Below are 25,602 nucleotides of genomic sequence, written 5' to 3'. Positions count from 1 at the left end.
CAGGGAGGAGAACATGCCGAGAGGGCAGGTTCTGTGGTTGCTGTGCGGCGCTGTGGCGCTGCTGGGGGCACCTGCGCCGGCCGCGGCTGCCGGACAGCTCGCTGTCGCGGTGGCCGATTTCGACTATAGCGACACCTCGGGCGAGGAGGCCGACCAGTCCGCGCAGCATCGCGACCGCATGACCATCTTCGCTGCACTGCTGCGCGACGGGCTGGCGCAGCGCGACTACCGCGTGGTGCGCCCGGCATGTCCGCAGCCCGCCTGCACTGCCATCAGCATGGCGCCCGACGATCTCGTCGCGGCGGCGCGGCGCGACGGGGCGCGTTACCTGGTCTATGGCGGCATCCGCAAGATGAGTACGCTGGTGCAATGGGGCGAGGTGCAGTTGTTCGATGTCGAGCGCGAGCAGCTGGTGATGCGTCGCGCCGTTACCTTCCGAGGCGATACCGACACAGCGTTCCGCCGCGCCGCCGATTTCGTCAGCGAGACGGTGAAGGATGCGATGGCCGGCCGATGAGCGTCGTTACGGTAGCGAAGCCACACACTCGATCTCGATCAGCATCGCCGGATTGGGCAGCGCCTGGACCACGCAAGTGGTGCGCGCCGGATAGGGCGGTGGTCCGAAGGCTTCGGCATACAGAGCATTCATGGGAGCCACGTCGGACGCGCGCGTCAGCAGCACGTTGACCTTGACGAGATGCGAGATGTCGGTGCCTGCATCCTTCAGCACTCGTTTGATCGTGCGCACCACAAATCCGAACTGCGCCTCGAATTGTTCCGGCAATTGGCCATTGGCGTCAAAGCCGGGAATGCCGGAGACGAACAGGAGATCGCCGACCCGCGCCGCATAAGACAGCGGCGGCGCCTTGATTCCGGGAGGGGGCGGGAAGTGCTGGATGGGCATGATCAGGCCTCGCGCTCATGTGTGACGGGCCAGCGTAGCAGGTCTGCACACGGGGCGCCCGCGAATTGCCGGGCCCTGTCGAACCGGAACGGGATCCGCGGCGACTTACGCTCTCATCAGGGCAACGGGCGACGACATATGAAATCATATCCGGCGCTGCTGACCTTGTTGGCTCTCACGAGCGCAACGCATGCCGGCGAGATACACCTAGGGGCGTCCATGCAGGTAAAACCGGATTCGATCTGGTTCGAGGATCGCGCGAATCTGGCGCGATGGCAGGCACTGAAGAAAGCCGGCGATTCAAAAGCTCTGGCGTCGTATCAGGATGGCCTGCTGCAGGCGCGCGAGGCATGGCAATTCACCAGGCCGCTCACTGTCAGAATTCGCGGCTTTGAGCCGAAGGCGCATCTCGTCGATGTCGAGATGCAGACCGAAGGCCGGCTGCAGGGCTCCACATGGGTGCTGGATACCGACGCGCTCCAGCAATAGCGCCATCAGCTAGCCGTGCGCCGGCACGTCGGCCCCATCCGCTGAATACTGTTTGATCTTGTTACGCATGGTGCGGACGGAGACGCCAAGCACGCGGGCGGCGTGGGTGCGATTGCCGTCGCAGCGCGCCAGCGTCTGTAGCATCAGTTCGCGTTCGACCTCATGGACAGTCGCGCCGATCAGCATCGTCACGACCTCGCTGGGATCTGACGAGGGCGCAAACATGTCCATTTCAGCCGGCGAATCGTCACGCGGGCGGCGAAGGGACTCGTAAAGGGATTCCTGGATCATGGGTATCTCCCGATCAACGCCTGCTTCGTTGCGCGAAGCAACAACATCGAGAACGAACAGCCCCCAGCCGTTGCGTTGCGGCAGGTTGGGCGCGATTGGTTAATGAAAGGTTAATCCATGGGTACCATTGGGTGTACCGCCGGGATTTTGCAACAAAGAAAGTCGCTTTGTCGGCCCTTGGCGCCTTGGAACCCGGCATGTCGATAAGCGCACAGGGCGCGCTAGATATTGGCACCGCGGTTATAGGCTTCGATCAGCTGGTTATAGGCGCGCGGCCGAGCAGGGGAGCCCTCGACCGTCCAGGCGATCGATAGGCCCCCGGGGCGTTCACCTAGGTAACACCCATTCTCACTAGATAAGACTTTACACCTAGGCTTAAAGTCTTTATTATGGCTCTCGAATGAGAGGAGGATGCAATGAATGCTCTGTTAGATTTCAAGCGTGGCCTGTTCTTCATGGCGGACGAACTCAGCGATATCAAAAGGGAGCTGATTTTCAGGCGGTTGCTCCGCTTGACTATCAAAGCTGGCTACAGGGATGATCAGGATCGGGATGAGCTTGGTAGGTGGACTAGCGAGGGAGGCGTCACGGTCGAGACTTCTGATGGATTCCTTACGGGAATTCCAAGTATCGATGAAACCTCCCAGGCTCTAAGCGATACGCTGGTTAGCGTTATGGAGACGTTGGAGCATCTGCCAACGATGAGCGCATCTCAGTACGGAATCGCTGTTCATGCCGCGTTCGGTGCGGCGGTGAGCCTACAAGATTTTCCCGGTGTTGGAGATATCGAACGAAGCTTCAGTCTTGACGCCGTAGACCCGACTTATGGCATGGCCGGAACGATCAGGACCGATTTGACCCTTCGCGATATTCAGGGCGACGTCATTGCGATCTACGATGTAAAAACCGGCAATGCGAGGATGTCTTCCGCCAGGGCAGATGAGCTTCGCGAAATGACGCGGTCATCGCCCAATACGCCTGTGTTTGAGCTGAATGTCGTTCGAGGGATTTCTCGAAAGTCGCGTGGTGCAATGTCCCGGTGTGCGATCCGCATCGTGTCGTTTTGCTCTAACTAAGCTTGGAGGAATAACAGAATGTCGATGGAAATATATGTTCTTTCCGAACGCCGCCTCGTTTCGATCCAGGAATGGCAAAGGTCAATCGATGCCACAGGAGTTTCAATGAAGCTGTCGACCGGGACGCCATTCGCTAAATTGCGAGGGGCGCTGCCTGTTTTATTAGATCGCAAACCTTCACACTTCGAATGCAATCACTGGGATGTGAAAGATTTCGTCCGTACTTATCCTGACGTTCAGTCTGGCCATCGAAGTAAATATGCTCTCGCGATACGTTGGGGGGCAGATGCCGATGCCGCATCCTCCGCTTATAGCGCCGCGGCTGGTTATGCCCGAGCAACTGGTGGTTTTATATTCGATTGCCAAGAAGGGGCCGTGATTTCGTTGGAACGCGCCATCGAAATTGCCGATGAATTGAAACACAGTGGGCCTGCAATAGAGGCTGCTGTACGCACAGTTATGCAACGGTTCAGACGAGGTAAATGACCACCAATTTACCCGCTGGGGAATTTCACGGGCAGTGTTTGTGAAAATTCATCTCTCCGACAACAGAAAAGCCGGGCAATCGCCCGGCCTTCGGTGTTTGTTGTTCGGTCACTAACTCGGGGGAAGGAGGCGTCTTACAACGCCTTATTACTTTCCTTCACCGCCTCGGCCTGGACATAAACCTGCTCGCCCATATCCTTAAACTTCTGGCTCATGCTGGCCATGCCGTCCTCGATCACGCCAGACATCGACATGCCCATCGTCGCGGTGCCGCCGAGGTTCAGCGCGGCCTTCTCGTTGTCGCCGAGGGTTGCCGCATAGTCGCGGACGTCCTGCGTGATCTTCATCGAGCAGAACTTCGGCCCGCACATCGAGCAGAAATGCGCGACCTTGTGGGCGTCCTTCGGCAGCGTCTCGTCGTGATAGGCGACGGCGGTTTCCGGATCGAGGCCGAGATTGAACTGGTCCTGCCAGCGGAAGTCGAAGCGCGCGCGTGACAGCGCGTCATCGCGGAGCTGCGCGGCGGGGTGGCCCTTGGCGAGATCCGAGGCATGCGCTGAGATCTTGTAGGTGATCACGCCGACCTTGACGTCGTCGCGGTTGGGCAGGCCGAGATGCTCCTTCGGCGTCACGTAGCACAGCATCGAACAGCCGAACCAGCCGATCATGGCGGCGCCGATGCCCGAGGTGATGTGGTCGTAGCCCGGCGCGATGTCGGTGGTCAGTGGCCCCAGGGTGTAGAACGGCGCTTCGCCGCATTCCTTGAGCTGCTTGTCCATGTTGATCTTGATCTTGTGCAGCGGCACATGGCCGGGGCCTTCGATCATCACCTGGCAGCCCTTCGCCCATGCCACCTTGGTGAGCTCACCGAGCGTCTCCAGTTCGGCAAATTGCGCGCGGTCATTGGCATCCGCGATCGAGCCGGGGCGCAGACCGTCGCCGAGCGAGAACGACACGTCATACTTGCGCATGATGTCGCAGATTTCCTCGAAGTGGGTGTAGAGGAAGCTCTCCTGGTGATGCGCCAGGCACCACTTGGCCATGATCGAGCCGCCGCGCGAGACGATGCCGGTGACGCGGTTGGCGGTGAGATGGATGTAGGCCAGGCGCACGCCGGCATGGATGGTGAAGTAATCGACGCCCTGTTCGCACTGCTCGATCAGCGTGTCCTTGTAGAGCTCCCAGGTCAGCTTGACCGGATCGCCGTCGCACTTCTCCAGCGCCTGATAGATCGGCACGGTGCCGATCGGGATCGGCGCATTGCGCAGGATCCATTCACGGGTGGTGTGGATGTTGCGGCCCGTCGAGAGGTCCATCACGGTGTCGGCACCCCAGCGGATTGCCCACACCATCTTGTCGACTTCTTCTTCCACTGACGACGTCACGGCGGAGTTGCCGATATTGGCATTGATCTTGGTGAGGAAGTTGCGGCCGATGATCATCGGCTCCAACTCGGCGTGGTTGATGTTGCAGGGGATGATGGCGCGGCCGCGCGCGATTTCCGAACGCACGAATTCCGGCGTGACGAACAGCGGCACTTCGGCGCCGAAACTCTCACCATCGGCGCGCGCGGCCTCGGCGCGCTCGAGCTGGACCTTGCGGCCGAGGTTCTCGCGCTCGGCGACGTAGATCATTTCCTTGGTGATGATGCCGGCGCGGGCGAACTCATATTGCGTGATCATGTGATCGTCGACGCCGCGCAGCGGCTTGTGATAGGCCTTGAACGACTTCGCAGCATGGGCTGCGCCGACATTGCCGTTATCTTCCGGCTTGATCTCGCGGCCCTGATATTCCTCGACGCCGCCGCGTTCCTTGACCCAATCGAGACGCGCGCGGGACAACCCGTTGTTGACGTCGATCAGCACGTCCGGATCGGTATAGGGACCCGACGTGTCATAGACCGGCAGGTTCGGCTCGCCGGCGCCTTCGGAGAGGATGATCTCGCGCAGCGGCACGCGCAGGTCGGGGGCGCTCTCCGGGATCGCGTAGATCTTGCGCGACGAGGGCAGGTTGCCGGTGGTGACGGCGGGCAGGGTGGTGTCGGGATTGGAGCGGATGTTCATGGACTAATCCTCCGTTGTCGTTCTTGAAATGTCAGGCGGCTTTGGCGGATGCGCCAAGCCATTGATGGACGCGGGCGTCCGGGTCTGCGTGTTGCGTTACGTCGCTGACGACGGCGATGGAATCCGCGCCGGCGGCAAAGATCTCCGCGGCTTGTTCGAACTTGATGCCGCCGATCGCCACCAGTGGCAGGGTGCCGATGCGCTTCTTCCAGACCGAGATTTTCGGAATGCCCTGCGGCGCGAAGCGCATGGATTTCAGCGTGGTGAAGAAGATCGGCCCGAGCGCGACGTAATCCGGCTTCGCGCGTAATGCGGTTTCAAGTTCGTCCTCGTCATGGGTCGAGAGACCCAGCGTGATGCCGGCCTTGCGGATCGCGGCCACGTCGGCCTCGGCAAGGTCTTCCTGGCCGAGATGCAGATGCTGCGCCTTGAGGTCGATGGCGACGCGCCAGTAGTCGTTGACCACCAGCTTGGTCTTGGTGCCGTTGGTGACATCGAGCGCCTCGCGAAACAGCGTCGTCGCCGCTGCGTCGTCGAGATCCTTGGCGCGAAGCTGCACGGTACCGACGCCCAACTGCGTGAGGCGCTTCACCCAGGCTACGGTGTCGACGACGGGATAGAAACGGTCAGGATACGGCATGCCAGAACGGTGTCCCGATGACTGGAGTGGAAGGAGAAGCGAAGTCGCGCGCGCCCATCAGGCCCGCCTCGAAGCCGGTGCGGCCGGCCTCGACGGCGAGGCGGAAGGCATTGGCCATGGCAACGGGATCGGCCGCCTTGGCGATAGCGGTGTTGAGCAGCACGGCGTCATAGCCGAGTTCGAGCGCTTCGGCGGCATGCGATGGCGCGCCGAGGCCGGCATCAACCACCAGCGTGATATCGGGCAGGCGGTCGCGCATCAGTTTCAGCGCGTTGGCATTGATGATGCCGCGCGCGCTGCCGATCGGCGCCGCCCATGGCATCACCACCTTGCAGCCGGTATCGACCAGGCGCATCGCGACGCTAAGATCCTCAGTGCAATAGGGGAACACCTCGAAGCCGTCCTTGATCAGGATATCGGCGGCTTCGACGAGGCCGACCACATCGGGCTGCAGCGTGTCGTTGTCCGCGATCACTTCGAGCTTGATCCAGGAGGTGCCGAACAATTCGCGCGCGAGCTTCGCCGTAGTCACCGCTTCGCGCACGCTGCGGCAGCCCGCGGTGTTCGGCAGCACGGTGACGTCGAGTTCTCTAATCAGCGACCAGAACGCATCGCCTGTCTTGCCGCCGGCGGATTCACGCCGCAGCGACACGGTGACGATGCCGGCGCCGGAGGCGCGGATCGCGTCCTGCATGATCGCGGGCGAGGGATAGAGCGCCGATCCGATCAGCAGCCGCGATTTGAATTCCTTGCCGTAGAAACTCACCATGAACTCGCTCCATGGTTTACGTGCTCCCTCCCCCCTTGCGGGGGAGGGTTGGGGAGGGGGGTAGAGCCAGGCGAGAGCGTCGCGGTAAGAGTCCCTTTGTGGACCCCCGCCCCCGACCCCTCCCCGCAAGGGGGAGGGGAGCACAGCGGCCTTTGCGAATTGATCACGTCAAGGAGGTGCACGTTCTCACCCTCCCTGCCGTGGCGTGATGATCTCGATCTCGTCGCCGGCCTTCAGTGGCGTCTGCGCCCAAGCACTGCGTGGCACGACGTCGAAGTTCAGCGCAATGGCGCAGTGCGTGCCTTCGTAGTCCAGTTCCTGCAGCAGCGCACCGACATGCGACGCCTCGATTTCGCGGTGCTCGCCATTGACGATCACTTGCATTGCATCACCTCATTGTCGATCTCGCCACGCTGCACATAAGCGAGCGTCAGCTCCGCCAGCGCAGGCGCCAGCAGAAAGCCGTGGCGATAGAGGCCGTTCACCGCGATCGTGTTCTTGTCGATCGCGATGCGCGGCAGGTTATCAGGGAAAGCCGGGCGCAGGCCCGAACCGAATTCGAGAATGCGCGCTTCGGCAAAGGCCGGATGCACCGCATAGGCAGCGCCGAGCAGTTCGAGTGCAGAGCGCGCGCTAACGCCGGTGTCCTCGCCTTCGATGGAGGTCGCGCCGAGCATGAAGCGGTTGTCGGCGCGCGGGATCACGTAAAGTGGCCATCGCGGATGCATCAGGCGGACGGGGCGCGAGAGCTGCACCTCCTCGGTCTCGACGATGATGATTTCGCCTTTGACGCCGCGCAGCTTCGGCGTGCTGGCATCATCACGTGCCGCAAGCCCGCGGCAATCGATCACGAGCCCGTCGAGATTCTTCGGCTGCTGCTCGCTGTTGTATTTGATGATACCGCCGGCGGCGGTGATCCGCGCATGGAGTTGCGGGAGCACGCGGCGTGGCTCCACATGGCCTTCGCCGGGATAGAACAGCCCGTCGCGAAACCGGCCTTCGAGCGACGGCTCGATCTCGGCGACGCCTGCTGCATCGAGCCGCGTATGGCCGGAAGTCATCTTGGCGAAGCGTTCGAAATCGGCGCGGTCGCGCGCATGCGCCACGACCAGCGATCCGTTGAACGGTGTGTCAGGCAATTCCTCGCGCCACAGATCGAGCGCGCGCAAGCCCAGGCGGGAGACGACCGGCTCGGAGACCTCGGCTTCGCACCAAGGCGCCAGCATGCCGCCGGCCCAATGGCTGGTGGCGTCGCGCATGCTGGCATCGCTGCGCTCATGCAGCGTCACGGCGTGGCCCGCTTTGGCCAACATCAACGCCTGCCAAGCGCCGGCAATGCCAGCGCCAATGACTGATATCGATTGACCCGCCACGGGAGAGTCCCCGCGCGGAGATTGCGTAGTCTGAAACATCCCTGTCCCTTCGCCGGCATGACCCGGATCAGGTTCAAAGGGTCACCGCGGTCTCGCGCGTCTCTTCCGGAACAGGAAAAGTGCAAGCTTGCGGTATCTCAGCTCCTCGTCGGAGCCCCCCTCGGAACGACTCTAATGTAAACCTATGGATGGGCGTGTCAACGCGCCCCGGGAATCCCTTGACGTGTAATCCCTTGGGATTCCACCCGATCACGCACAATTACGGCTTCAAAGCTTGGGCGTTGGCATTGGCCGCGTTCTGCAGGTGCAGGCGCTCGGCATCCTTGGCGAAGAGTGGCTGATGCGGCGGCGCGGAAACCTCGCGGCGCTGGCGCTTGGCGGCATAGTAGTAGCCGCCGGCATAGTAGGACACCGCGCGATTGTGATTGCCGTTCGCAGCGCGGTAGGCGCCGGCGAGATATTTCACCGCGTAAGTGAGATTGGTGTTGGGATCGCGGAGGCCTTCGGCGGTGCCGGTGTAGCCAACGCCGCGCGCGGTCGCGAGCTTGATCTGCATCAGGCCGATGGTGCCGCCGCGGCCGATCAGATTGGGATGATACTTGCTTTCGCGCACGATCACACGATGCACCAGCGCCTCGGGCACGCCATTGGCCTGGGCATGGGTGGCAACCATGGCGTCGTAGTCGGCACGCTGCTGCGCGGATGCCAGTTGCGGAAGAGCGGCAACAGCCAGAATCGTCGCCAGGGACAGAGAAATACGTTTCATGAATGGTCTCGAAAACTTCGGTCCCCCGCCAGTAGCGGAGGCAGTCTTTCAGACGGCCTAAACCATCCGATTCAATTATCCGAGATGAGGGCTCGAATTGCGTCTTTCTGTAGGCCAGATTCGCGAGTTCCGCCCGATATTTACCCCAAATTATGCCCTGTCGTGATTTGCTGCGGTATTCCAGCGCTTTTCTTGCGACTTTCCAGGGGCATGCCGAGCATGACGATGTCCGCCACCCATCCCGCCGAAGCCCGCAAGACGATGCACGGGCTGCTCCCGCTCTGGGCGGGAATCGCGGTCTATGCGCTGCTGCTGGCGGCGGGCAAAGCACTGCTCAACGATCCCGACACCTATTGGCAGATCGCAGTGGGGCAGTGGATTCTCGATCATCAGGCAGTTCCGCAGACCGACATCTATTCCTTTACGATGCGTGGCCAGCCGTGGATCTCCACGCAGTGGCTGGCGCAGGTGTTTTACGCGCTGGTCTATGGTGTCGCCGGTTGGACCGGCCCAGTCGTACTCGGCGCGGGTGCGGTCGCTCTCACCATCGCGGTGCTGACGCGGTTTCTCGACAAGCGTCTGCCGACCACGGCAACACTGGTGCTGGTTGCAACGGCTCTCGCGCTGATGGCAGGGCATGTTGTTGCGCGGCCGCATCTGCTGGCGATGCCGGTGATGGTGGCATGGGTCGCCGGCCTTGTGAATGCGATGGATCGCAGGAGTGTGCCATCGTTCTGGCTGCTGCCGCTGATGGCGCTTTGGGCCAACCTGCACGGCGGCTTCATTCTCGGATTGGCGCTGATCGGTCCGATCGGCATCGATGCGATCTGGCATGCACCGAAGACGATGCAGCGCGCGCTGCTGCTGCGCTGGGCGCTGTTCGGCGTGGCCGCGCTCGTGGCGAGTTGCGTGACGCCTTATGGCTGGGACTCGCTGCTGGCGTCGCGTCGCATTCTCAATCTCGGCGAAGCGCTGGCGCTGATCGGCGAATGGCGGCCTGCGAATTTCAATCATGCCGGGCCTCTGGAACTGACCGCGCTGGTGGCGTTCGCGCTGGCGCTATGGCGCGGCATCACGCTGCCGCCGATGCGCATCGTGCTCGTGATCGGCTTCGTGTTCATGGCGCTCAGTCACGTGCGCAACGCCGAAGTGCTGGCGCTGCTGGCGCCGATGGTCTTGGCGACGCCGCTTGGCCAACAAATCGGTGGACCTCAGATGCCGGCGGCCAATCATGTATCGCCGTCGCGGCATCTGCTGTTCGCGGGGATCGCGATCTGCCTGATTGCCGGAACGTTCGTACTGGCGTCCGTGCAACGCTACATGCCGCTCGAGGCGGCTGCGCCCGCGAAGGCGGTGACTGAACTCCAGAAGCTCAAGCTCCGCCGCGTGTTCAACGACTACGACTTCGGCGGCTATCTGATCGCGCGTGGGGTGCCGACCTTCATCGATGGCCGTACCGAATTGTTCGGGACGAAGCTGATGGTCGACCACAACAATGCCAGCGGTCTGATCGAGCCCGACAACCTGTTCCGGCTGCTGAAGGATTACGACATCGAGGCGACGTTGCTGCGAACCCAGAGCGCAGCAACCAAGTTGCTCGATCGCGTCGATGGTTGGGAGAAGGTCTATAGTGACGACATCGCTACGATCCATCTGCGCAAGCCGGGTGCGGTCCACAGCGTTGCGCCAGCGGTGAAGGCGAACTGAGCGCTACGCTGCGGCTCTGTCCGTATCGCGTGCCGGCAGCGTGATGCGGACGATCAGGCCACGCGGCTGACGATCCAGCAGTGTCAATTCGCCGCCATGGGCCAGCGTTACGGCGCGGGCGATCGACAGGCCGAGGCCGAAGCCGGCAGCTTCATGATCCATGTTGCGGGCGTCGTCGCCGCGTACGAAGGGCTGCAGCATCGCGCTCTTTTGTGTGTCCGAAATGCCAGGACCGTCATCGGCGACGTCGACAATGGCGCCGCCCTCGGACATCGTCAGAGAGATATTCGCTTCCGAGCCGAACTTCACGGCGTTCTCGACCAGGTTGGTCACTGCGCGATGTAGATCGTCGGGCCGGGCCATCGCCATGGCATGGGACGGGCCCTGATAGGTCACCATATGGCCGATGTCGGCAAACTGGTCGGCGATCAGCTGCAGGGTTGTGGCGATATCCGTCAGCGTCATCTCTTCCAGCCGGCGGTCGTTGCGCAGGAACGACAGCACCGCTTCGAGCATCGAGCGCATTTGATCGAGGTCGCGCAGCATGTGGCGTCGATGGCCGTCGTCCTCGATGAATTCCGAACGTAGACGCAGTCGCGTAATCGGCGTGCGCAGGTCGTGGCTGATCGCGGCCAGCATCTTGGTGCGGTCGTCGATCAACGTGCCGATGCGCTCGCGCATCCGGTTCAGCGCGCGTGCCACCGAGCGAATTTCTTCGGGACCGCGTTCCGGAAGAGGCTCGGCCGAGCCGTTCAGGCTGAACTCTTCGGCTGCCTTGGCAAAGGCCGAAAGCGGCGCGGACAGCATGCGGGCGGCCCACAGGCCCAGCAGCGTCAGGCTGATCACCACGAACAGAAACGTCAGAACCCAGGGACCGCCCAGAAAGAAGCCTGGTCGTCGCTCCGGCAGACTACTGAAGGAGAACATGTCGCCGTCCGGGAGGGTGACCCCGATCCGGTCCGGCGCGCCACCGATCGTCAGCAGTCGCGCGTCGGAACCAAGCAGCCGGCGTAAGCTGTGACGCGGATAGTCGGGGCCATTGTCGGTTGTGACCGTTGCATCCCGAGGGACTGGCCGGATGTCGAATTTGGGAAAGGCGTTTTTCAGATTGACCAGAAGTTCCGGGCGATCGGCAATCGGTGTCGTCTTCAGCAAGCGAACGATCGCGATCAACTCGCCGTGGCCACGATCCCGCTCCTGATCATTCGGGTCCGGTCTCATCAGCGTGAACAGCAGCGAGAGAACGATGTGGATAGCCACGATCGACATCACCACCAGGGCGGTGATCTGGCCGCTGATCCGACGCAGATTGAGGACGCTGAACATCTCGATGAACTAGTTGGTCGTCGCCGTTGCGACCGCTTCCACCGTCGGCGTAAACATGTAGCCGCCCGAACGCACCGTCTTGATCATTTGCGCGTCCTGCGGGTCGACCTCGATCTTGCGGCGGATGCGGCTGACCAGCACGTCGATGCTGCGTTCGAACGATCCGGCGCTGCGGCCTTGCGTGAGATCGAGCAGGCTGTCGCGCGACAGCACGCGGCCGGAGCGCTCGACAAAGGCACGCAGCAGATCGAATTCGGCCGAGGTCATGGCGACGCGGGCGCCTTCGGGATTGCGCAATTCGCGCAGGCGCAGGTCGATCTGCCAGCCGGCGAATGACAGCGCCGTGGCGTTCGGCGTGGCGCTGGCATTGAGCGCCGTGGCCTGTCGGCGCAGCACTGCATTGATGCGTGCCAGCAATTCGCGCGGATTGAAGGGCTTTGGCAGGTAGTCGTCGGCGCCCATTTCGAGGCCGAGAATGCGGTCCACGTCTTCGCCGCGCGCCGTCAGCATGATGATCGGCAGTTGCGACTCGGCGCGCACCTTGCGGCACAGGCTGAGGCCGTCTTCGCCGGGCAGCATCACGTCGAGGATCAGCAGGTCGACACGGGTGTCGGCCATCACCTTTTCCATCTCGCGCCCGTCGGCAGCGGTGGTGACGTTGCAGGAATTGGTACGCAGATACTTCGCGATCAGCGTACGGGTTTCGCGGTCGTCTTCTACGACCAAGATGTTCGGTACGTTTGCCATGCGAACTCTTTTGGCCGGGATCGGCGCGGGCTGCAGAAGTTTTTTGTTTCGGACTATTGCTGGTGGCTGGGGCGCAACAAACCGCAACATGTCAGCAAGGCAATAACAAGACCTCGTTAAGAAGGTTAACCGCAAGTTGCGAGCACTAAGCAAGCACCTTGGAGCAGATCATGACCTCTATCTCGGCTGCGTCCAGCAGTTCCTACCAATCCCCCCTTCAGAAACTGCAGCAGGAGCTGCAGGCCGAGCTTTCCTCCGGAAAGATCAGCAGCGGCGATCAGGATGCGCTGTCCTCTGCTTTAACCGATATCGACTCGTCGCTGCAGGCCGACCGTTCGAGCCAGAGCAGCGGCACCCGGCCGTCACCCGACGATCTCAAATCGAAGATCGACGACCTGATCAGTGCCCAGGTGTCCAGCGGCAAGCTGACCTCCGACCAAGCCACCGAATTGCAGGGTGTATTCCAGTCGGCCTTCGCCGATGGCGGACCGGGTGGGGCAGGCGGCGCTCGCGGTGCCGGTGGTCCACCTCCTGGCGGTGGACCCGGCGGCCCACCGCCGTCGGATAGCGCCGATAGTACCGACAGTACCGATGATACGGACAGTGCGACCAGTATCTCCGATATCATGAAGCAGTTCCTGGACTCGCTGAAGCAATCGCTGGAGGCCTCGTCTTCAAGCTCCTACAGCGCGAGCGGCACCAGCGCTACAGCATCCAGCAGCAAGGCGTCATTCACCGCCCTGCTGATCGACTACCAGACCTGATACGAAGACCGCGACGCTTACGACCAGGCTGACGCCACCATCTTTCCCGCAAGGGAAAGGTGGTGGTTTCTTTTGTGCAGGTCACTTTCGCGCTATTGCCGGAACAAGGAACACGTCCGGGCATTGTTACCCCTTCAATTGATTTATGGAGGCGACAATGACTCCCGACGTCATGACGAAGCCGCATAGCCTGATTGCGAGCGACCGGATCGAGGGAACGGCGGTACGACGTCCGAATGGCGAACGCATCGGTCATATCGAACGTCTGATGATCGACAAGATCAGCGGCAAAGTGTCCTACGCGATTCTGAGCTTCGGCGGTTTTCTCGGTCTCGGCTCGAATCTGCTGCCGCTGCCTTGGGCGCGGCTGACCTTCAATCGCACGCTCGACGCGTATCAACTTGAATATCAGCGAAGAGGAATTGCGCAGCGCGCCGTCATTCACCGAGAAACGCGAGTTCGACTGGGGCGACAGGTCGCAGGAAGAAGCGCTGCATCGCCACTACGGCGTCGCACCCTATTGGGGCGAATTCTAACGACCAATTTCGGTGGAACCGGAACAGTCATTGTACCTCCGCGTTGGTTTTGGACGACCCACAACGACAGGAGGAACATATGTTCAAGAAATACATGACGGCTGGTATCGTTGGTTCGGCGTTGCTGGCAACCGCAGCTTTCGCGCAGAGCCCGAGCGCAACTACGACAACCACAGCCCCGGCAGCTGCGCCGGTCACCGCATCTGATACGACGTTCAATGGCAACTGGCGTACATCGAAGGTGGTCGGTCTGAGCGTATATAACGAAGCCAATGAGAGCCTCGGTTCGATCAACGATCTCCTGACCGACAAGCAGGGGAACATCAAGGCCGTGGTGATCGGCGTCGGTGGTTTCCTCGGTGTCGGCGAACGCCTGATCGCCGTGCCTTATGACAAGATCAAATTCGTGAACGAGCCGGTCGCAACAATGGCGTCTTCAACTGGCGGTTCGTCGGGCATGAAGTCGACCTCGCCCCCTAGCGGCATGACCACGGGTGCAGCCACCACGGGTGCAGCTCCCGCAGCCGCCGCGCCGGCCAAGGCGAATCCCTGGTACCCCGACCATGCCGTGCTAAGCGGCGCCAGCAAGGATCAATTGAAGGCGATGCCTGAGTTCAAGTATGCGATGTAAGGACTTTTTCGTCACGTTGTGACAACGCGAGCCAAGAACCAGTAGGCTGACGATAAGAGCGTGCCCGTTTTGCGGGTGCGCTCTTCACCGCGTCATCGCGTTAAATCTACAGCCCCGGCAACGCCGTCACATTCACATTGATGGCGCCGTCGGCCTCCGCGATCACCCGCAGCGTTTTGGAGTCGAATGCGATCCCGCCAAGGCGGAGGCTGCTGATCTCGGCGCCGACGCGGATGCCGTTTTCGTTCTTCTGGAAATCCGCGATGACGGCGGCGATCTTCTTTTGCGCATTCGAGGCAAAGGGCTTCAGATCGATGGTCGCACGTTCGGCCAGCGTTTTCTGCAGCAATGGCATGGCTGCACGAGCTGCCGCGCCGAGCAGGCCGAAGGCCGCTTCTGATTCAACGGCAAGTTCCAGATCGGTGAAGCGCAGCGTCTGTGCCGCCTGATCGAGCGCAGGCTTGCCCCAGACATGGACGGTTGCTTCGCCGCCAAGACCGAACCAGCTCTGCTTCTCCTTGGCATTCACCAGCAACGAGATGAGCAGGCGGTCGCCGGATGCCGAGACAGTTGCCTTCTTCACCGTCACTGCGACCGCGCCGGAATTGTCTTCCGGGAATGTCTTGCCGACGAGCTGCGCCTCGATGATCTTGTTCAGTTCAGTGAAAGGCATGTCCACGGGCACACCGATGCTGAGTTTGCCGGGGCCGGGCGGCACGATGGCGAGTGTGGCAGGGAACGGACAATTCGGCTGCGTCTGTGTTGAAGTCACGCGTGTTTCGGCCTCGACGCCGAGTGTCAGCGTCAAATTGCTGGCATCGATGCGCGGCTGGGCGGCGACGGCACGCGTCGGCTTCAGTTCGATGAACAGGTTCTGCAATGCGCTCGCACCTTGCAGCGGGATCGACCGGCAGAGTTTGGCCCATTCACGCCGGGCATTCTGCTCGAAAGCAGGATCGTTGCGCAGGCGTTGCTGCAGGGCGATGATCTGCTCGTTGACCGCATTGTCGATCATCGGCTTGACCTGCGCGGGCACATTGATGCGGGCGCCGGCGACCGCGACATTGGTGTCGCCGAGTGTCACCTGAGCGGTCAGGTTCGGGTCGATCCGCCAGTTCGGCGTCAGCCGCGGCTGCGCCGAGACCACCACATTGCCGCGGATTTCCGCATTGGCATTGACGTTCTTGATGTTGATGTTGCCAAGCTGCTTGGCAACATTGCCGCCGAGCAGGTTGCCGAGCGCGCCGCCCAGCGCATCGCGCACATTCGTCGAAATGGCGCCGGTGACATTGAGCGTGCCGGTCAGGGGCGCGGACATGGTCAGCGTGTCCTGCGCGCCGGCCGCCGCGATCGGACCGCGTGCGGCCGTCCACTTGATATCGGCATCCTGCAGCAATTGCTGTACAGGATTGTCAGCCGTGCCGTTGAAGCTGCGCGGCGCGCCGCGGTCGGCGGCATCGCGGATCGCGGTGAGTGCAATGGCGACCGGCGCGACGATGCTGGAGCTGCGTGCGGGTGAGGGTGGCAGTGGCGGCAATGCGATCAGCACCGGCGCCGACCCGGCGCCGCGCGGCGCCACATAGTCCATCACCTTGAGTGCGACCACGAAAAAGACGGCGACCAGCACAGCGCCGATCAGAATTGGTTTCAGACGCATGATGTCCCCGCTCGAAAACGCGGGGACATTACAATGCTGTGGTGACGCGCGCCAGTTAGGAGCCGCGCCTCAGATTAGCCACGCTTGCCGCTTGCGCTGTCCGCACGGCGATCCATCGGCAGCACGACGACCTTGGTGCCGACTGTGACGCGGGAATACAGATCCGACACGTCCTGATTGGTGAGGCGTATGCAGCCCGACGAGACCTGCGTGCCGATGGTCTCCGGCATATTGGTGCCGTGGATGCGATAGATGGTGCCGCCGAGATACATGGCGCGGGCACCAAGCGGGTTGCCGGGGCCGCCGGCCATGTGGCGGGGCAGATAGGGCTGACGAGCGATCATTTCAGCCGGCGGGGTCCATGCCGGCCATTCGGCCTTGCGAGTCACGGTTTGTACACCGGACCATGTGAAACCATCGCGGCCAACGCCGATGCCGTAGCGGAGCGCCTGACCGTTGCCGAGCACGTAATACAGATAGGTGTTCGGCGTATCGACGATGATCGTGCCGGCGGCCTCGCGGGTCGGATAGTTGACGATCTGCCGCCTGAAGCGCGCGGGCTGTTCGATGGCAGAGCGCTCGTCATCCATCTGCGGCGACTGCACATAGGGCGCAGGCTCGCTCTGGACCGGCGGCGCCATGAAGAACGGAAACAGCGGCAGCGGCGTTGCGGCTGCCGGATGGGCAAAGGAGAATGCGCCGGCAAGGAGCGCGCCGATTGCGACGGCAGCACGGCGAATTTTTCGTTCGAAAGAAGCGAGGGTGATCATGGGAATCTCCGTTTGAGCGCCTGTGAATGAGCGCCCGTTCGGCGCCTCGTTGGCAGGAGATGTACCCAGCGGCCGTTTCAGGAGATTTGCGTCAATTCTGCAAAACGGTTTCGTCGCGGCGGGGAAATGTGTCGTCGCGGGGGGAGGCGGACAACATTGTTGCACCGGGAATGACCGCCGGCGCGCTGATTTAAATCAAGCGCGCCGGGCTTCGGTGGTCACTCGTTAACGGTGGTATCCGGGCGCCAGGTCAGCAGCCGGTTTTCGATCATGGTCAGGATCCATTCGGCCAGCAGCGCCACGATCGCGATAACGATCATCGCGGCGAACACGCCGTTGGAATCGAACGAGCCCTGTGCGGTCGCGATCAGCAGGCCCATGCCTTCGCGGGCGCCCAAAAACTCTCCGACGATGGCGCCGACCAGCGCGAAGCCGAACGAGACATGCAGGCTGGCGAGAATCCAGGACAGCGCCGAGGGCAGCACCACGGCGCGGGTCATCTGCCAGTTGCTGGCGCCGAGGATGCGCGCATTGGCGATCAGGTTCTTGTCGGCCTCGCGCACGCCCTGGAAGGCGTTGGCGAACACCACGAAGAACACCATCACGACGGCCAGTGCGATCTTCGATGCCGCACCAAGGCCGAGGGCCACGATGAAGATCGAGCCGAGCACGACGCGCGGGATCGAATTCGCGACCTTGATGTAGATCGAGAACACGTCTGACAGGAGCTGGTTACGCCCGAGCGCGATGCCGCACAGGATGCCCATGGCGGAGCCGATCAGGAAGCCGGCGCCGGCCTCGTAGATCGTCACCCAGATCTGCTTCCATAGCGGCCCGATCGAGGTGCCGTTCTCGGTCCAGTCTATCAGTTTCAGGACGATGCCGGAAGGCTGGCCGAAGAAGAACGGATCGATCAGCTCGAAGCGCACGCCGAATTCCCAGCCGCCGATCAGGAATACGAGAACGGCAAGCCGCAGCGCCAGCACCAGGCGCTGATGGCGGCGCATGCGCTGCACGGCGGTCTCGATGCGGCCGTCGGTGGCAAGGGGTGTGGTGATTGTCGTTTCGGTCATTCTAGTGTCCCGCCCGGGCGCGCAATACTTCCTCGCGCAGGTCGTCAGAGATCTTTCGCGCGATGGCGATGAAACGTTCGTCGTAGCGCAGCGTCGCGACATCGCGTGGACGCGGCAGGTCGATGGTGTGGACGGACTTCACCCGCGCCGGTCGCGTGGTCAGCACGGCGACGCGATCGGCGAGCAGGATCGCCTCGTCGAGATCATGCGTTACGAACAGCACCGCCGATTTCGCCTGCGCCCAGAGCTGCAGCAATTCCTCCTGCATCAGTTCGCGGGTCTGCACGTCGAGCGCGGAGAATGGCTCGTCCATCAGCAGCACCTGCGGATTGTTGATGAAAGTCTGCGCCAGCGCCACGCGCTTGCGCATGCCGCCGGAGAGCTGATGCGGATGATGATGTTCGAAGCCCTTCAGGCCGACGCGAATGATCCAGTCGCGCGCGGTAGCCTCCGCCTTGTCTTTCGGGACACCGCGAAATAGCGGTCCGGCCATGACATTGCCGAGCACGTCGCGCCACGGAAACACGGCATCCTGCTGGAACACGAAGCCAACGCGCCGATCAACACCGGTCACCGGCGCATCGAACAATGTGACTTCGCCGCCTTGCGGGCGGGCGAGGCCGGCGATCAGCCCGAGCGTCGTCGACTTGCCGCAGCCGGTGGGGCCGACCACGGCCATGAATTCGCCGGGCGCAATGCTGAGGTCGAAATCCTCCAGCGCGGAGAGAACGTCACCCGAAGGCGTGACGAAGCGGCGCGCGACGTTCTTCAGCGCGACGGCGGAGGGTGCGGGAGCATTCATGATTGCATTCGCTTTATTATCAGAGACGTTGTTGAAGTCGGCGGGTAAAGCGCGTTCGTTCTGCTCCCTCCCCCCTTGCGGGGGAGGGTCGGGGAGGGGGGTCCACAAGTGACGTCCCTTGTGGCTACCCCCACCCCCGGCCCCTCCCCGCAAGGGGGAGGGGAGAAGGGCCTCAGTTCGTCGCGTTGGCTTTGACCACGAAATCCGTGGTGTAGGTCTTGGCCAGGTCGATGGTCTTGCCCTTGAGGTTGGGCGAGAAGCTGTTCAGCACACTCAGCACCGATTCCGGCGCACCCGCCGGCATCATGCCGTCCACGGAGTATTGCGGCTTGCCTTCGCGCAGACCTTGCACATAGAGATCGAGTTCGCCGGCATAATAGTCCTTCGGCATTTGAGCTGCGATCTCTTCGGGCGAGTGGGTATTCATCCACTTCAGCGTCTTCACGAAGGCATTGACGACCTTCTGTGCCGTCTCCTTGTTCGCCTCCATCCAGGCGCGGTCCATATAGAGACACGCGGCCGGATAATCGCCGCCGAGTGCAGCGCGGGTGCTTTCCGGCGTCCGCAGGTCGATGCCGACTTTGGCCGTGCCGTTCTTCACCGCGCGCGCCACCGTCGGCTCCGTGGTCATGCCGGAGACGATCTTGCCTTGCTGCATCGAAGCGAGGAACGTGTCGCCGGCGCCGACCGGCACCAGTGTGTAGTCCTGCATCTTCAGCCCCGCCTTGGCGGCGAGCGCGCGAGTCAGGAAGTCGGTAGCAGAGCCGAGGCCGGTGACGCCGAGCGCCTGGCCCTTCCAGTTGGCGGGATCCTTCAGCTTGTCCGCATCGGCGGCTTTCACCAGCACGACTTCGCCAGGCGCGACGGCGAACTGCACCACCGAGGTAATGAACTTGCCCTTGGACTGCAGGTCGATGGTGTGATCGTAGAAACCGACCACGCCTTGTACTTCGCGCGCGAGCAGCGCGGTTGCGGCCTGCGAGCCGGAGGTCGAGTTGAACAGTTCGACGTCGAGCCCCTGTTCCTTGAAGAAGCCGAGCTGCGCCGCGAGCTTCGCCGGCAGATAGATCTGCTTATCGATACCGCCGACCATGATCTTGATCGGGGTTTGCGCCGCAGCGGGGGCTGCAAGTGCAGCGGCGAGTGATACAGCCGCAATGGCTGCGGCAAAGAATTTGCGCATGGACGTTTCCTGACTTCTAAATTCGGCGCTGGTCTACTGCGCGGGGCGGTCGTCCCGGCCGATGCGCAAGCGCTCGCAATGGGGGCATCAGGCCCCGGCCTGCGTCAAACTGTCAATCGGCTATTGGCAGGTCACGACAGCAAAAAGCGTCCGCTCGGGAGAGCGGACGCCATAGGTGAGAAAGCTTCATGGGATTAGGGCTCTACAGCACGCCAAATACGATAGCGCCGACGAAGGCGATTGCCGCATAGGCGGCCACAACGCTCAGTTGGCCGAACATAGTCATGGGAACCCTCCCTTTGACGTTGTCGCGCTGAGTAACGCGAAAGCCAGCGGTCCGTTCCCGCAGAAAAGAGAATGAAGCCGATCAATTGCTGCCGGAGCGGTACGAGGGTCGGCAACATGGTAAATCAAACGTGAATTCAATGCGTTGAAGAGTCTTTAAAACATTTCGACCACCTTGCGCGAATGACGCGCAGAGTTCGTTTGTATCTCGTCGGCTCCGTCGTCCTTGTTTCGCTTGCGGGTTGCGGACGCGGTCTGTTTCAGACCCAGGAACGTGAACCATGGCGTGCCGAGGCAGAAGTCGCATGTCTCAAATCCGGCACGGTGAAAGAGGGCGCTGATCTCGTTCGGATCAACCCGATTTCCGGGCCCGGTGTCTGCGGCGCAGAATTTCCCTTGAAGGTCGCAGCCCTTGGCGAGGCCAGCAGCAGCTATGGTTTTGCCGATGAAACCTTGCGGCCGCCTGGCGGCATCAGCGGTGCAAGCCAGCCACGTTGGCCGGTGCAGCAGCAGCCACAGACCATGGCGCGTCCCGCCAGCAGCTATCCGAATTCCTATCCGCAAGCTGCCGCGCCGCAGCAGCCATCTTATGGCGGTTCGTCTTACGGCGGCGCACCCAATAACGGACCGATCTCGCTAAACGCGCCGGGCGTGCCGCCGGACAATGAAGACGAAATCGAATTGCCGCCGGAAGGTTCGCCGCAGACGATGCGCGCGCCGCAGCAAGAGCAGCCGCGCGCGCCTTACGGCCGCTATAGCTCAGGTGTGCAGCAGAGCCAGCCGCCGCAGGATTACGCTCCGCAGCGTCTTGGACCGGGACAGGGCAATGTCACGGGCTCGGTCGGCCCCGTCGTCGTGAAACCGACGGCGACGCTGGCCTGTCCGATCGTCTCGGCACTCGACAAGTGGCTCGCGGAGTCCGTGCAGCCGGCGGCGATGCGCTGGTTCGGCGTCCGCGTCGCCGAGATCAAGCAGATCTCTGCTTATTCGTGCCGTGGCATGAACGGCAATTCGCGCGCGCACATCTCCGAACATGCATTCGGCAACGCGCTCGATATCTCCGCCTTCGTCCTCGCCGATGGTCGCAGTGTCTCGGTGAAGGCAGGCTGGAAGGGGATGCCGGAAGAGCAGGGCTTCCTGCGCGACATCCAGGGCGGCGCGTGTCAGGTCTTCAACACCGTGCTAGCGCCGGGCTCCAACGTCTATCACTACGATCACATTCACGTGGATCTGATGCGCCGGCCCAAGCGCCCGGTGATCTGCCAGCCGGCGGCCGTGTCGGGCGAGGAGATTGCCGCGCGCGCGCAAAGCCGCAATCCCTATGCCAGCCGCAACAATAATGACTACGGCGGCGTGACCGGCTCGATCGGGCGCACGGCCAAGAAGTCGACGCGCAAATCGCCTGATGACGAGGACTTCTACGAGAACGAATAGGCCGGCTTGTCAGATGCGGTAGGCCGCGAGGAACATCCGCACGGCGCTGTCGACGACCTTGTCGATCTCCGCGGCCGTGGGTGTCGGCTTGGCCTGGAAGATGAAGGGCTGAAACAGCGTCGCCTGGCAGGACATCATGAATTGCGCGGCGGATAGCTCGGTATCAGTGATCGCCAATTCCTTCGCAGCGACGCGGGCATCGAGATAGGCCGCGACCTGCCGGATCGCGTGCGCCAGCACCGCTTCATAAAAGCGTTTGCCGACATCGGGCATGCGCTCCGCGATGGCCATCACGGTACGGATCGCCGAGCCGCCGCCGGGCCGACACAGCAACTGGATATAGGCGCGGCCGAACTCGCCGAGCGTGGTCACTGCATCGCGTTCCGGATCGAGATTGAAGACAGCCTTGCCCTGCTCGAGCTTCTCCTGCTCGACGATCGACTCGAACAGCGCGCTCTTGTCGGTGAAATAGACATAAAGCGTGCCCTTGGAGACGCCGGCGGCACGCGCGATCTCGCCCATGCTGGCGCCGTCGAAGCCCAGATCCAGGAAGACTTTTCGCGCGCCATCGAGAATTTGGCGGCGCTTGGCGCTGTCTTCCTCGCCGACAGGCGAGAGGGGGGCAGGGTGGGAGGCAACCATTCGTTCAGCCTGTTCGATGAATCAGCGGGATATCGCCCGCGATGAAACCGGAATAACGCGAAATCGTGATGAACTGACCAAACTCTATCTTGACCGAACCGTTCGGTCAATTTACATATTGCCGCAGCAAGCGGGGAGCCCGGCCTGTCCGATGGTCTCCGCATTCTCACGTTTGAGGAGGCCGGAATGGCCGGACCACGCGACCAGGCTGCCCGTATCATTCGCCCCGAAGGCGAGACTGACAGCGCGCCGGTACGCGTCGTGTCGCCCGCAGCGGATGAACCCGCAGCCCGCGGTCCTGCGGATGCGCCCGCACCTGAACAGCCCGCCACAGCAGCACCGGCCGCGACCGCGCAGACCGCTGCGCCAAAATCCGGCAAGAAGAAAAAAGTGCTGCTCGGTGTCGGCGCGCTGCTCGCCGTCGCAGGCGTCTATTACGGCATCAACTATTATCTCGTCGGCCGCTTCATCGTCTCGACCGACGACGCTTATGTCCGCGCCAGCAACACCACGCTGGGTGCGCGCGTCTCGGGCCACATCGCGCAGATCCTGCCGGGCGACAACGTCGCGGTGAAGGCCGGCGAGGTGATCTTCAGGATCGACGACGGCGACTATCGCATCGCCGTCGATGCCGCCAAGCGCAAAATCGACACCCAGAAGGCCACCATCGAGCGGATCGGTCGTCAGGTCGGCGCGCAAGAAAGCGCCGTCGAGCAGGCCCAGGCCCAACTCGCATCGGCCGATGCCGCCGCCAATCGCGCCGTGCTTGAATTCGACCGTCAGGAAACGCTGAGCAAGCAGGGTTTTGCCTCGCGCTCGGTCTACGAGACCTCGCAGTCGAACCGCGACCAGACCTCGGCTGCCGTCAAGGCCGCGAAGGCATCCGTCGATGCAGCCAAGAGCAGCGTCGAAGTGACGAAGGCGCAGCAGAACGAAGCGCGCGCGCAGCTCGCCGAATTGCAGAGCGCGCTGGACAAGGCCGTGCGTGATCTCGACTTCACCACCGTGAAGTCGCCGGTGGATGGCATCTTTTCGAACCGCCTCGTGTCGACCGGCGATTTCATCAGCGCCGGCCAGCGTCTTGGCAATGTCGTGCCGCTCAACGACGTCTATATCGATGCCAATTTCAAGGAGACGCAACTGCGCCGCCTGAAGCCGGGCCAGCCGGTCTCGATCGAGCTCGACGCCGATAGCAGCCGCGCCATCGAAGGCACTGTGGAAAGCCTCGCGCCAGCCGCAGGCTCGGTGTTCACGCTGCTGCCGCCGGATAACGCCACCGGCAACTTCACCAAGATCGTGCAGCGTGTGCCTGTGCGTCTCAGGGTGCCGGCTGACGTTGCCAAGGAAAACCTGCTGCGCGCCGGCATGTCGGTCTATGTCCGCGTCAACACCAAGCCGGGTGCAGAACCCGCGCGCTGAGTCAGGACAAGCAGATGTCCACGACAACCACCGTATCAGGCGCACCGCCGGCCGCTCCGGCTGCGGACTATGTCGCGCCGAAACGCCTGATCGCGTTTCTGATCATGGTGTTCGGCATGTTCATGTCGATCCTGGACATCCAGATCGTCTCGGCCTCGCTGTCCGAAATCCAGGCCGGATTGTCCGCGTCGTCCAGCGAAGTCTCCTGGGTGCAGACGGCCTATCTGATCGCGGAAGTGATCGCGATCCCGCTGTCCGGCTTTTTGTCGCGCGCCCTCGGCACGCGGCTGCTGTTTGCGATCTCGGCCGCCGGATTCACTTTCGCCAGCCTGATGTGCGGCTTCACATCGTCGATCGAGCAGATGATCCTGTGGCGCGCGATCCAGGGCTTCCTCGGCGCAGGCATGATCCCGACGGTGTTCGCCTCGGCCTATACGGTGTTTCCGCGCTCCAAATTCCATATCGTCGGCCCGATCATCGGCCTCGTTGCGACGCTGGCGCCGACCATCGGCCCGACGGTGGGCGGCTACATCACCGATGCGCTGTCCTGGCACTGGCTGTTCTTCATCAATGTGGTGCCCGGCATCGGCATCACCATCGGCGTGCTCGCCCTGGTGGATTTCGACGAGCCGCATTTCGAACTGCTCGATCATTTCGACTGGTGGGGCCTCGGCTTCATGGCGGGTTTCCTCGGTTCGCTGGAATATGTGCTGGAAGAGGGGCCGCGTAACGATTGGTTCCAGGACACGTCGATTGCGATCTTCGCGGTCATCTGCTTGCTGTCGGCCATCGCATTTTTCTGGCGCGTGCTGACGGCGCGGGAGCCCATCGTCGACATCCGCGCTTTCACGGATCGTAATTTCGCGCTGGGCTGTCTGTTTTCGTTCTGCGTCGGCATCGGGCTCTACGGCCTGACCTATCTCTATCCGCGTTATCTCGCGGAGATCCGCGGCTATAGCGCGTTGATGATCGGCGAAACGATGTTCGTCTCGGGCGTTGCGATGTTCCTGACGGCGCCGCTGGTGGCGCGTCTGATGCAGAAAATCGACATGCGCTATCTCATCATGACGGGATTGGTGCTGTTCGCCGCCGGCACCTGGCAGATGACATGGGTGACGCGCGATTTCGATTTCTACGAATTGCTGCTGCCGCAAATCCTGCGCGGCATCGGCATGATGATGGCCATGGTGCCGATCAACAACATTGCGCTCGGCACGCTGGCGCCGCAGATGCTGAAGAACGCCTCCGGCCTGTTCAACCTGACGCGCAATCTTGGCGGCGCACTCGGCCTCGCGCTGATCAACACCGTGCTCGATCACCGCACCGACTTCCACATCACCCGGCTGCACGACAAGGTCACCTGGGGCAATGCGCAGGCGGTCGAGATGCTCAACATGTTCACCCAGAAGTTCCAGGGTATGGGTGACGCGTCGCGCATGGCGATGAAACAGCTGTCGCAGATCGTGCATCGCCAGGCCGTGGTGATGAGCTTTGGCGATGCGTTCTTCGCGCTGTCGGTGTTCTATGTCGGTCTCAGCCTCATGGTGATGCTGCTGAACAAGCCCAGCAATCCTGCCAATGCAGGCGGCGGGCACTAGAGCGTTTTCGAGCGAAGTGGATGCCGGTTCGCGTCAAGAAAACGCGTCAAAACAAAAAGCTAGAGCGGCTGGAGCGGTTCTATCGCCAGCCGACGCTTTCCTGCCGGCCATCATGTTGCCAAAAGTCGGCGGCACATCTATAAAACTACCTTCCATTGCTCGAACCCGAGG

General features: G+C 62.2%; 27 protein-coding genes and 1 riboswitch. Of the genes, 11 read left to right on the top strand and 16 right to left on the bottom strand.

The window, feature by feature from the left end:
* Positions 1-13: 13 nt before the first annotated feature.
* On the top strand, positions 14-517 hold the full coding sequence (locus BLW80_RS24690; RefSeq protein ID WP_093760586.1) for a DUF2380 domain-containing protein: 504 nt from the start codon (positions 14-16) through the stop codon (positions 515-517).
* Between the two features lie 6 nt (positions 518-523).
* Here BLW80_RS24690 and BLW80_RS24685 read toward each other — a convergent pair whose 3' ends face one another.
* Positions 524-904: a RidA family protein gene (locus tag BLW80_RS24685; RefSeq protein ID WP_093760584.1), complete on the bottom strand. Its 381-nt coding sequence runs from the start codon at positions 902-904 to the stop codon at positions 524-526.
* A gap of 219 nt (positions 905-1,123) precedes the next feature.
* Here BLW80_RS24685 and BLW80_RS24680 point away from each other — a divergent pair, with 219 nt between their 5' ends.
* Positions 1,124-1,393: a hypothetical protein gene (locus BLW80_RS24680; RefSeq protein WP_139285925.1), complete on the top strand. Its 270-nt coding sequence runs from the start codon at positions 1,124-1,126 to the stop codon at positions 1,391-1,393.
* 9 nt (positions 1,394-1,402) lie between these two features.
* Here the strand turns inward: BLW80_RS24680 and BLW80_RS24675 are convergent, their stop codons facing one another.
* A complete protein-coding gene (locus tag BLW80_RS24675) occupies positions 1,403-1,624 on the bottom strand; it encodes a helix-turn-helix domain-containing protein (protein WP_089267375.1) in 222 nt (73 codons plus the stop codon).
* A gap of 476 nt (positions 1,625-2,100) precedes the next feature.
* Between BLW80_RS24675 and BLW80_RS24670 the strand changes: the two genes are divergently transcribed.
* Both BLW80_RS24670 and BLW80_RS24665 read left to right on the top strand, forming a co-directional pair.
* The gene (locus BLW80_RS24670) at positions 2,101-2,760 is read left to right on the top strand and encodes a hypothetical protein (protein ID WP_093760580.1); all 660 of its coding nucleotides are present in this window, start codon (positions 2,101-2,103) and stop codon (positions 2,758-2,760) included.
* Between the two features lie 18 nt (positions 2,761-2,778).
* Positions 2,779-3,246 carry a hypothetical protein gene (locus BLW80_RS24665; protein WP_093760578.1) on the top strand — a complete coding sequence of 156 codons (468 nt, stop codon included), beginning with the start codon at positions 2,779-2,781 and terminating at the stop codon, positions 3,244-3,246.
* A 134-nt stretch (positions 3,247-3,380) separates the two neighbouring features.
* Here BLW80_RS24665 and thiC read toward each other — a convergent pair whose 3' ends face one another.
* The 6 genes from thiC to BLW80_RS24635 all read right to left on the bottom strand — a co-directional run bounded on the left by thiC (position 3,381) and on the right by BLW80_RS24635 (position 8,857).
* Positions 3,381-5,309 carry a phosphomethylpyrimidine synthase ThiC gene (thiC, locus tag BLW80_RS24660; RefSeq protein WP_093760576.1) on the bottom strand — a complete coding sequence of 643 codons (1,929 nt, stop codon included), beginning with the start codon at positions 5,307-5,309 and terminating at the stop codon, positions 3,381-3,383.
* Positions 5,310-5,340: 31 nt separating this feature from the next.
* The gene (locus BLW80_RS24655) at positions 5,341-5,949 is read right to left on the bottom strand and encodes a thiamine phosphate synthase (protein WP_093760574.1); all 609 of its coding nucleotides are present in this window, start codon (positions 5,947-5,949) and stop codon (positions 5,341-5,343) included.
* On the bottom strand, positions 5,936-6,718 hold the full coding sequence (locus tag BLW80_RS24650) for a thiazole synthase (RefSeq protein WP_093760572.1): 783 nt from the start codon (positions 6,716-6,718) through the stop codon (positions 5,936-5,938). The genes BLW80_RS24655 and BLW80_RS24650 overlap by 14 nt, the downstream gene beginning before the upstream one ends.
* Positions 6,719-6,904: 186 nt before the next feature.
* On the bottom strand, positions 6,905-7,102 hold the full coding sequence (gene thiS, locus BLW80_RS24645) for a sulfur carrier protein ThiS (RefSeq protein WP_068732274.1): 198 nt from the start codon (positions 7,100-7,102) through the stop codon (positions 6,905-6,907).
* The gene (locus tag BLW80_RS24640; protein ID WP_093760570.1) at positions 7,093-8,130 is read right to left on the bottom strand and encodes an FAD-dependent oxidoreductase; all 1,038 of its coding nucleotides are present in this window, start codon (positions 8,128-8,130) and stop codon (positions 7,093-7,095) included. The genes thiS and BLW80_RS24640 overlap by 10 nt, the downstream gene beginning before the upstream one ends.
* A riboswitch (TPP riboswitch) is annotated at positions 8,118-8,262 on the bottom strand. (Overlaps the previous gene by 13 nt.)
* 88 nt (positions 8,263-8,350) lie before the next feature.
* On the bottom strand, positions 8,351-8,857 hold the full coding sequence (locus BLW80_RS24635; RefSeq protein WP_093760568.1) for a lytic transglycosylase domain-containing protein: 507 nt from the start codon (positions 8,855-8,857) through the stop codon (positions 8,351-8,353).
* A gap of 219 nt (positions 8,858-9,076) precedes the next feature.
* Between BLW80_RS24635 and BLW80_RS24630 the strand changes: the two genes are divergently transcribed.
* Positions 9,077-10,564, top strand: coding sequence for a hypothetical protein (locus BLW80_RS24630; protein ID WP_093761141.1), 1,488 nt, complete (start codon positions 9,077-9,079; stop codon positions 10,562-10,564).
* Positions 10,565-10,567: 3 nt separating this feature from the next.
* Here the strand turns inward: BLW80_RS24630 and BLW80_RS24625 are convergent, their stop codons facing one another.
* Both BLW80_RS24625 and BLW80_RS24620 read right to left on the bottom strand, forming a co-directional pair.
* Positions 10,568-11,890, bottom strand: a complete 1,323-nt coding sequence (locus BLW80_RS24625) for an ATP-binding protein (protein WP_093760566.1) — start codon at positions 11,888-11,890, stop codon at positions 10,568-10,570.
* A 9-nt stretch (positions 11,891-11,899) separates the two neighbouring features.
* Positions 11,900-12,637, bottom strand: coding sequence for a response regulator (locus BLW80_RS24620; RefSeq protein ID WP_093760564.1), 738 nt, complete (start codon positions 12,635-12,637; stop codon positions 11,900-11,902).
* Between the two features lie 170 nt (positions 12,638-12,807).
* Here BLW80_RS24620 and BLW80_RS24615 point away from each other — a divergent pair, with 170 nt between their 5' ends.
* The 3 genes from BLW80_RS24615 (at position 12,808) to BLW80_RS24605 (ending at position 14,568) form a co-directional block, all read left to right on the top strand.
* Complete coding sequence (locus BLW80_RS24615; protein WP_093760562.1) at positions 12,808-13,401, top strand: hypothetical protein; 594 nt, start codon at positions 12,808-12,810, stop codon at positions 13,399-13,401.
* 157 nt (positions 13,402-13,558) lie between these two features.
* Positions 13,559-14,035: a PRC-barrel domain-containing protein gene (locus tag BLW80_RS24610; RefSeq protein WP_244528436.1), complete on the top strand. Its 477-nt coding sequence runs from the start codon at positions 13,559-13,561 to the stop codon at positions 14,033-14,035.
* Positions 14,017-14,568, top strand: a complete 552-nt coding sequence (locus BLW80_RS24605) for a PRC-barrel domain-containing protein (protein WP_093760560.1) — start codon at positions 14,017-14,019, stop codon at positions 14,566-14,568. Before BLW80_RS24610 ends, BLW80_RS24605 begins: the two co-directional genes overlap by 19 nt.
* 106 nt (positions 14,569-14,674) lie before the next feature.
* Here the strand turns inward: BLW80_RS24605 and BLW80_RS24600 are convergent, their stop codons facing one another.
* From BLW80_RS24600 to BLW80_RS24580, 5 genes are all read right to left on the bottom strand, one after another.
* Complete coding sequence (locus BLW80_RS24600) at positions 14,675-16,225, bottom strand: DUF4403 family protein (protein ID WP_093760558.1); 1,551 nt, start codon at positions 16,223-16,225, stop codon at positions 14,675-14,677.
* Between the two features lie 74 nt (positions 16,226-16,299).
* Complete coding sequence (locus tag BLW80_RS24595; RefSeq protein ID WP_089267363.1) at positions 16,300-16,995, bottom strand: L,D-transpeptidase; 696 nt, start codon at positions 16,993-16,995, stop codon at positions 16,300-16,302.
* Between the two features lie 218 nt (positions 16,996-17,213).
* Positions 17,214-18,002: an ABC transporter permease gene (locus tag BLW80_RS24590; protein WP_502688635.1), complete on the bottom strand. Its 789-nt coding sequence runs from the start codon at positions 18,000-18,002 to the stop codon at positions 17,214-17,216.
* 67 nt (positions 18,003-18,069) lie between these two features.
* On the bottom strand, positions 18,070-18,870 hold the full coding sequence (locus BLW80_RS24585; RefSeq protein ID WP_093760554.1) for an ABC transporter ATP-binding protein: 801 nt from the start codon (positions 18,868-18,870) through the stop codon (positions 18,070-18,072).
* A gap of 172 nt (positions 18,871-19,042) precedes the next feature.
* Positions 19,043-20,053 (bottom strand): ABC transporter substrate-binding protein, encoded by a 1,011-nt coding sequence (locus BLW80_RS24580; protein ID WP_093760552.1) that lies wholly within the window; start codon positions 20,051-20,053, stop codon positions 19,043-19,045.
* Between the two features lie 468 nt (positions 20,054-20,521).
* Here BLW80_RS24580 and BLW80_RS24575 point away from each other — a divergent pair, with 468 nt between their 5' ends.
* Positions 20,522-21,772: an extensin-like domain-containing protein gene (locus BLW80_RS24575; protein ID WP_093760550.1), complete on the top strand. Its 1,251-nt coding sequence runs from the start codon at positions 20,522-20,524 to the stop codon at positions 21,770-21,772.
* 9 nt (positions 21,773-21,781) lie between these two features.
* Here the strand turns inward: BLW80_RS24575 and BLW80_RS24570 are convergent, their stop codons facing one another.
* Positions 21,782-22,414, bottom strand: coding sequence for a TetR/AcrR family transcriptional regulator (locus tag BLW80_RS24570; RefSeq protein ID WP_093760548.1), 633 nt, complete (start codon positions 22,412-22,414; stop codon positions 21,782-21,784).
* 186 nt (positions 22,415-22,600) lie between these two features.
* On the opposite strand from BLW80_RS24570, the gene BLW80_RS24565 reads away from it, so the two are divergent.
* Positions 22,601-23,833 carry an HlyD family secretion protein gene (locus BLW80_RS24565; RefSeq protein WP_093760546.1) on the top strand — a complete coding sequence of 411 codons (1,233 nt, stop codon included), beginning with the start codon at positions 22,601-22,603 and terminating at the stop codon, positions 23,831-23,833.
* Between the two features lie 14 nt (positions 23,834-23,847).
* Entirely contained in the window at positions 23,848-25,431 is a 1,584-nt protein-coding gene (locus BLW80_RS24560; RefSeq protein WP_093760544.1) for a DHA2 family efflux MFS transporter permease subunit, read from the top strand.
* Positions 25,432-25,602: the final 171 nt, after the last annotated feature.

The sequence above is a fragment of the Tardiphaga sp. OK245 genome (genome assembly GCF_900108575.1).
GTDB classification, from domain to species: Bacteria; Pseudomonadota; Alphaproteobacteria; order Rhizobiales; family Xanthobacteraceae; genus Tardiphaga; species Tardiphaga robiniae.
The sequence above is the reverse complement of the archived record's forward strand: the minus strand, read 5'-3'. Positions and strand labels throughout refer to the sequence as shown.

Excerpts from the sequence above, each read along its gene's own strand:
- BLW80_RS24685 (WP_093760584.1), bottom strand. The coding sequence starts at position 904 with ATGCCCATCCAGCACTTCCCGCCCCCTCCCGGAATCAAGGCGCCGCCG.
- BLW80_RS24580 (WP_093760552.1), bottom strand. The coding sequence starts at position 20,053 with ATGCGCAAATTCTTTGCCGCAGCCATTGCGGCTGTATCACTCGCCGCT.
- BLW80_RS24640 (WP_093760570.1), bottom strand. The coding sequence starts at position 8,130 with ATGTTTCAGACTACGCAATCTCCGCGCGGGGACTCTCCCGTGGCGGGT.
- BLW80_RS24620 (WP_093760564.1), bottom strand. The coding sequence starts at position 12,637 with ATGGCAAACGTACCGAACATCTTGGTCGTAGAAGACGACCGCGAAACC.
- thiS (WP_068732274.1), bottom strand. The coding sequence starts at position 7,102 with ATGCAAGTGATCGTCAATGGCGAGCACCGCGAAATCGAGGCGTCGCAT.
- BLW80_RS24625 (WP_093760566.1), bottom strand. The coding sequence starts at position 11,890 with ATGTTCAGCGTCCTCAATCTGCGTCGGATCAGCGGCCAGATCACCGCC.
- thiC (WP_093760576.1), bottom strand. The coding sequence starts at position 5,309 with ATGAACATCCGCTCCAATCCCGACACCACCCTGCCCGCCGTCACCACC.
- BLW80_RS24680 (WP_139285925.1), top strand. The coding sequence starts at position 1,124 with ATGCAGGTAAAACCGGATTCGATCTGGTTCGAGGATCGCGCGAATCTG.
- BLW80_RS24595 (WP_089267363.1), bottom strand. The coding sequence starts at position 16,995 with ATGATCACCCTCGCTTCTTTCGAACGAAAAATTCGCCGTGCTGCCGTC.
- BLW80_RS24665 (WP_093760578.1), top strand. The coding sequence starts at position 2,779 with ATGTCGATGGAAATATATGTTCTTTCCGAACGCCGCCTCGTTTCGATC.
- BLW80_RS24670 (WP_093760580.1), top strand. The coding sequence starts at position 2,101 with ATGAATGCTCTGTTAGATTTCAAGCGTGGCCTGTTCTTCATGGCGGAC.
- BLW80_RS24605 (WP_093760560.1), top strand. The coding sequence starts at position 14,017 with ATGTTCAAGAAATACATGACGGCTGGTATCGTTGGTTCGGCGTTGCTG.
- BLW80_RS24565 (WP_093760546.1), top strand. The coding sequence starts at position 22,601 with ATGGCCGGACCACGCGACCAGGCTGCCCGTATCATTCGCCCCGAAGGC.
- BLW80_RS24690 (WP_093760586.1), top strand. The coding sequence starts at position 14 with ATGCCGAGAGGGCAGGTTCTGTGGTTGCTGTGCGGCGCTGTGGCGCTG.
- BLW80_RS24630 (WP_093761141.1), top strand. The coding sequence starts at position 9,077 with ATGACGATGTCCGCCACCCATCCCGCCGAAGCCCGCAAGACGATGCAC.
- BLW80_RS24590 (WP_502688635.1), bottom strand. The coding sequence starts at position 18,002 with ATGCGCCGCCATCAGCGCCTGGTGCTGGCGCTGCGGCTTGCCGTTCTC.
- BLW80_RS24650 (WP_093760572.1), bottom strand. The coding sequence starts at position 6,718 with ATGGTGAGTTTCTACGGCAAGGAATTCAAATCGCGGCTGCTGATCGGA.
- BLW80_RS24600 (WP_093760558.1), bottom strand. The coding sequence starts at position 16,225 with ATGCGTCTGAAACCAATTCTGATCGGCGCTGTGCTGGTCGCCGTCTTT.
- BLW80_RS24655 (WP_093760574.1), bottom strand. The coding sequence starts at position 5,949 with ATGCCGTATCCTGACCGTTTCTATCCCGTCGTCGACACCGTAGCCTGG.
- BLW80_RS24615 (WP_093760562.1), top strand. The coding sequence starts at position 12,808 with ATGACCTCTATCTCGGCTGCGTCCAGCAGTTCCTACCAATCCCCCCTT.
- BLW80_RS24610 (WP_244528436.1), top strand. The coding sequence starts at position 13,559 with ATGACTCCCGACGTCATGACGAAGCCGCATAGCCTGATTGCGAGCGAC.
- BLW80_RS24575 (WP_093760550.1), top strand. The coding sequence starts at position 20,522 with ATGACGCGCAGAGTTCGTTTGTATCTCGTCGGCTCCGTCGTCCTTGTT.
- BLW80_RS24635 (WP_093760568.1), bottom strand. The coding sequence starts at position 8,857 with ATGAAACGTATTTCTCTGTCCCTGGCGACGATTCTGGCTGTTGCCGCT.
- BLW80_RS24560 (WP_093760544.1), top strand. The coding sequence starts at position 23,848 with ATGTCCACGACAACCACCGTATCAGGCGCACCGCCGGCCGCTCCGGCT.
- BLW80_RS24585 (WP_093760554.1), bottom strand. The coding sequence starts at position 18,870 with ATGAATGCTCCCGCACCCTCCGCCGTCGCGCTGAAGAACGTCGCGCGC.
- BLW80_RS24675 (WP_089267375.1), bottom strand. The coding sequence starts at position 1,624 with ATGGACATGTTTGCGCCCTCGTCAGATCCCAGCGAGGTCGTGACGATG.
- BLW80_RS24570 (WP_093760548.1), bottom strand. The coding sequence starts at position 22,414 with ATGGTTGCCTCCCACCCTGCCCCCCTCTCGCCTGTCGGCGAGGAAGAC.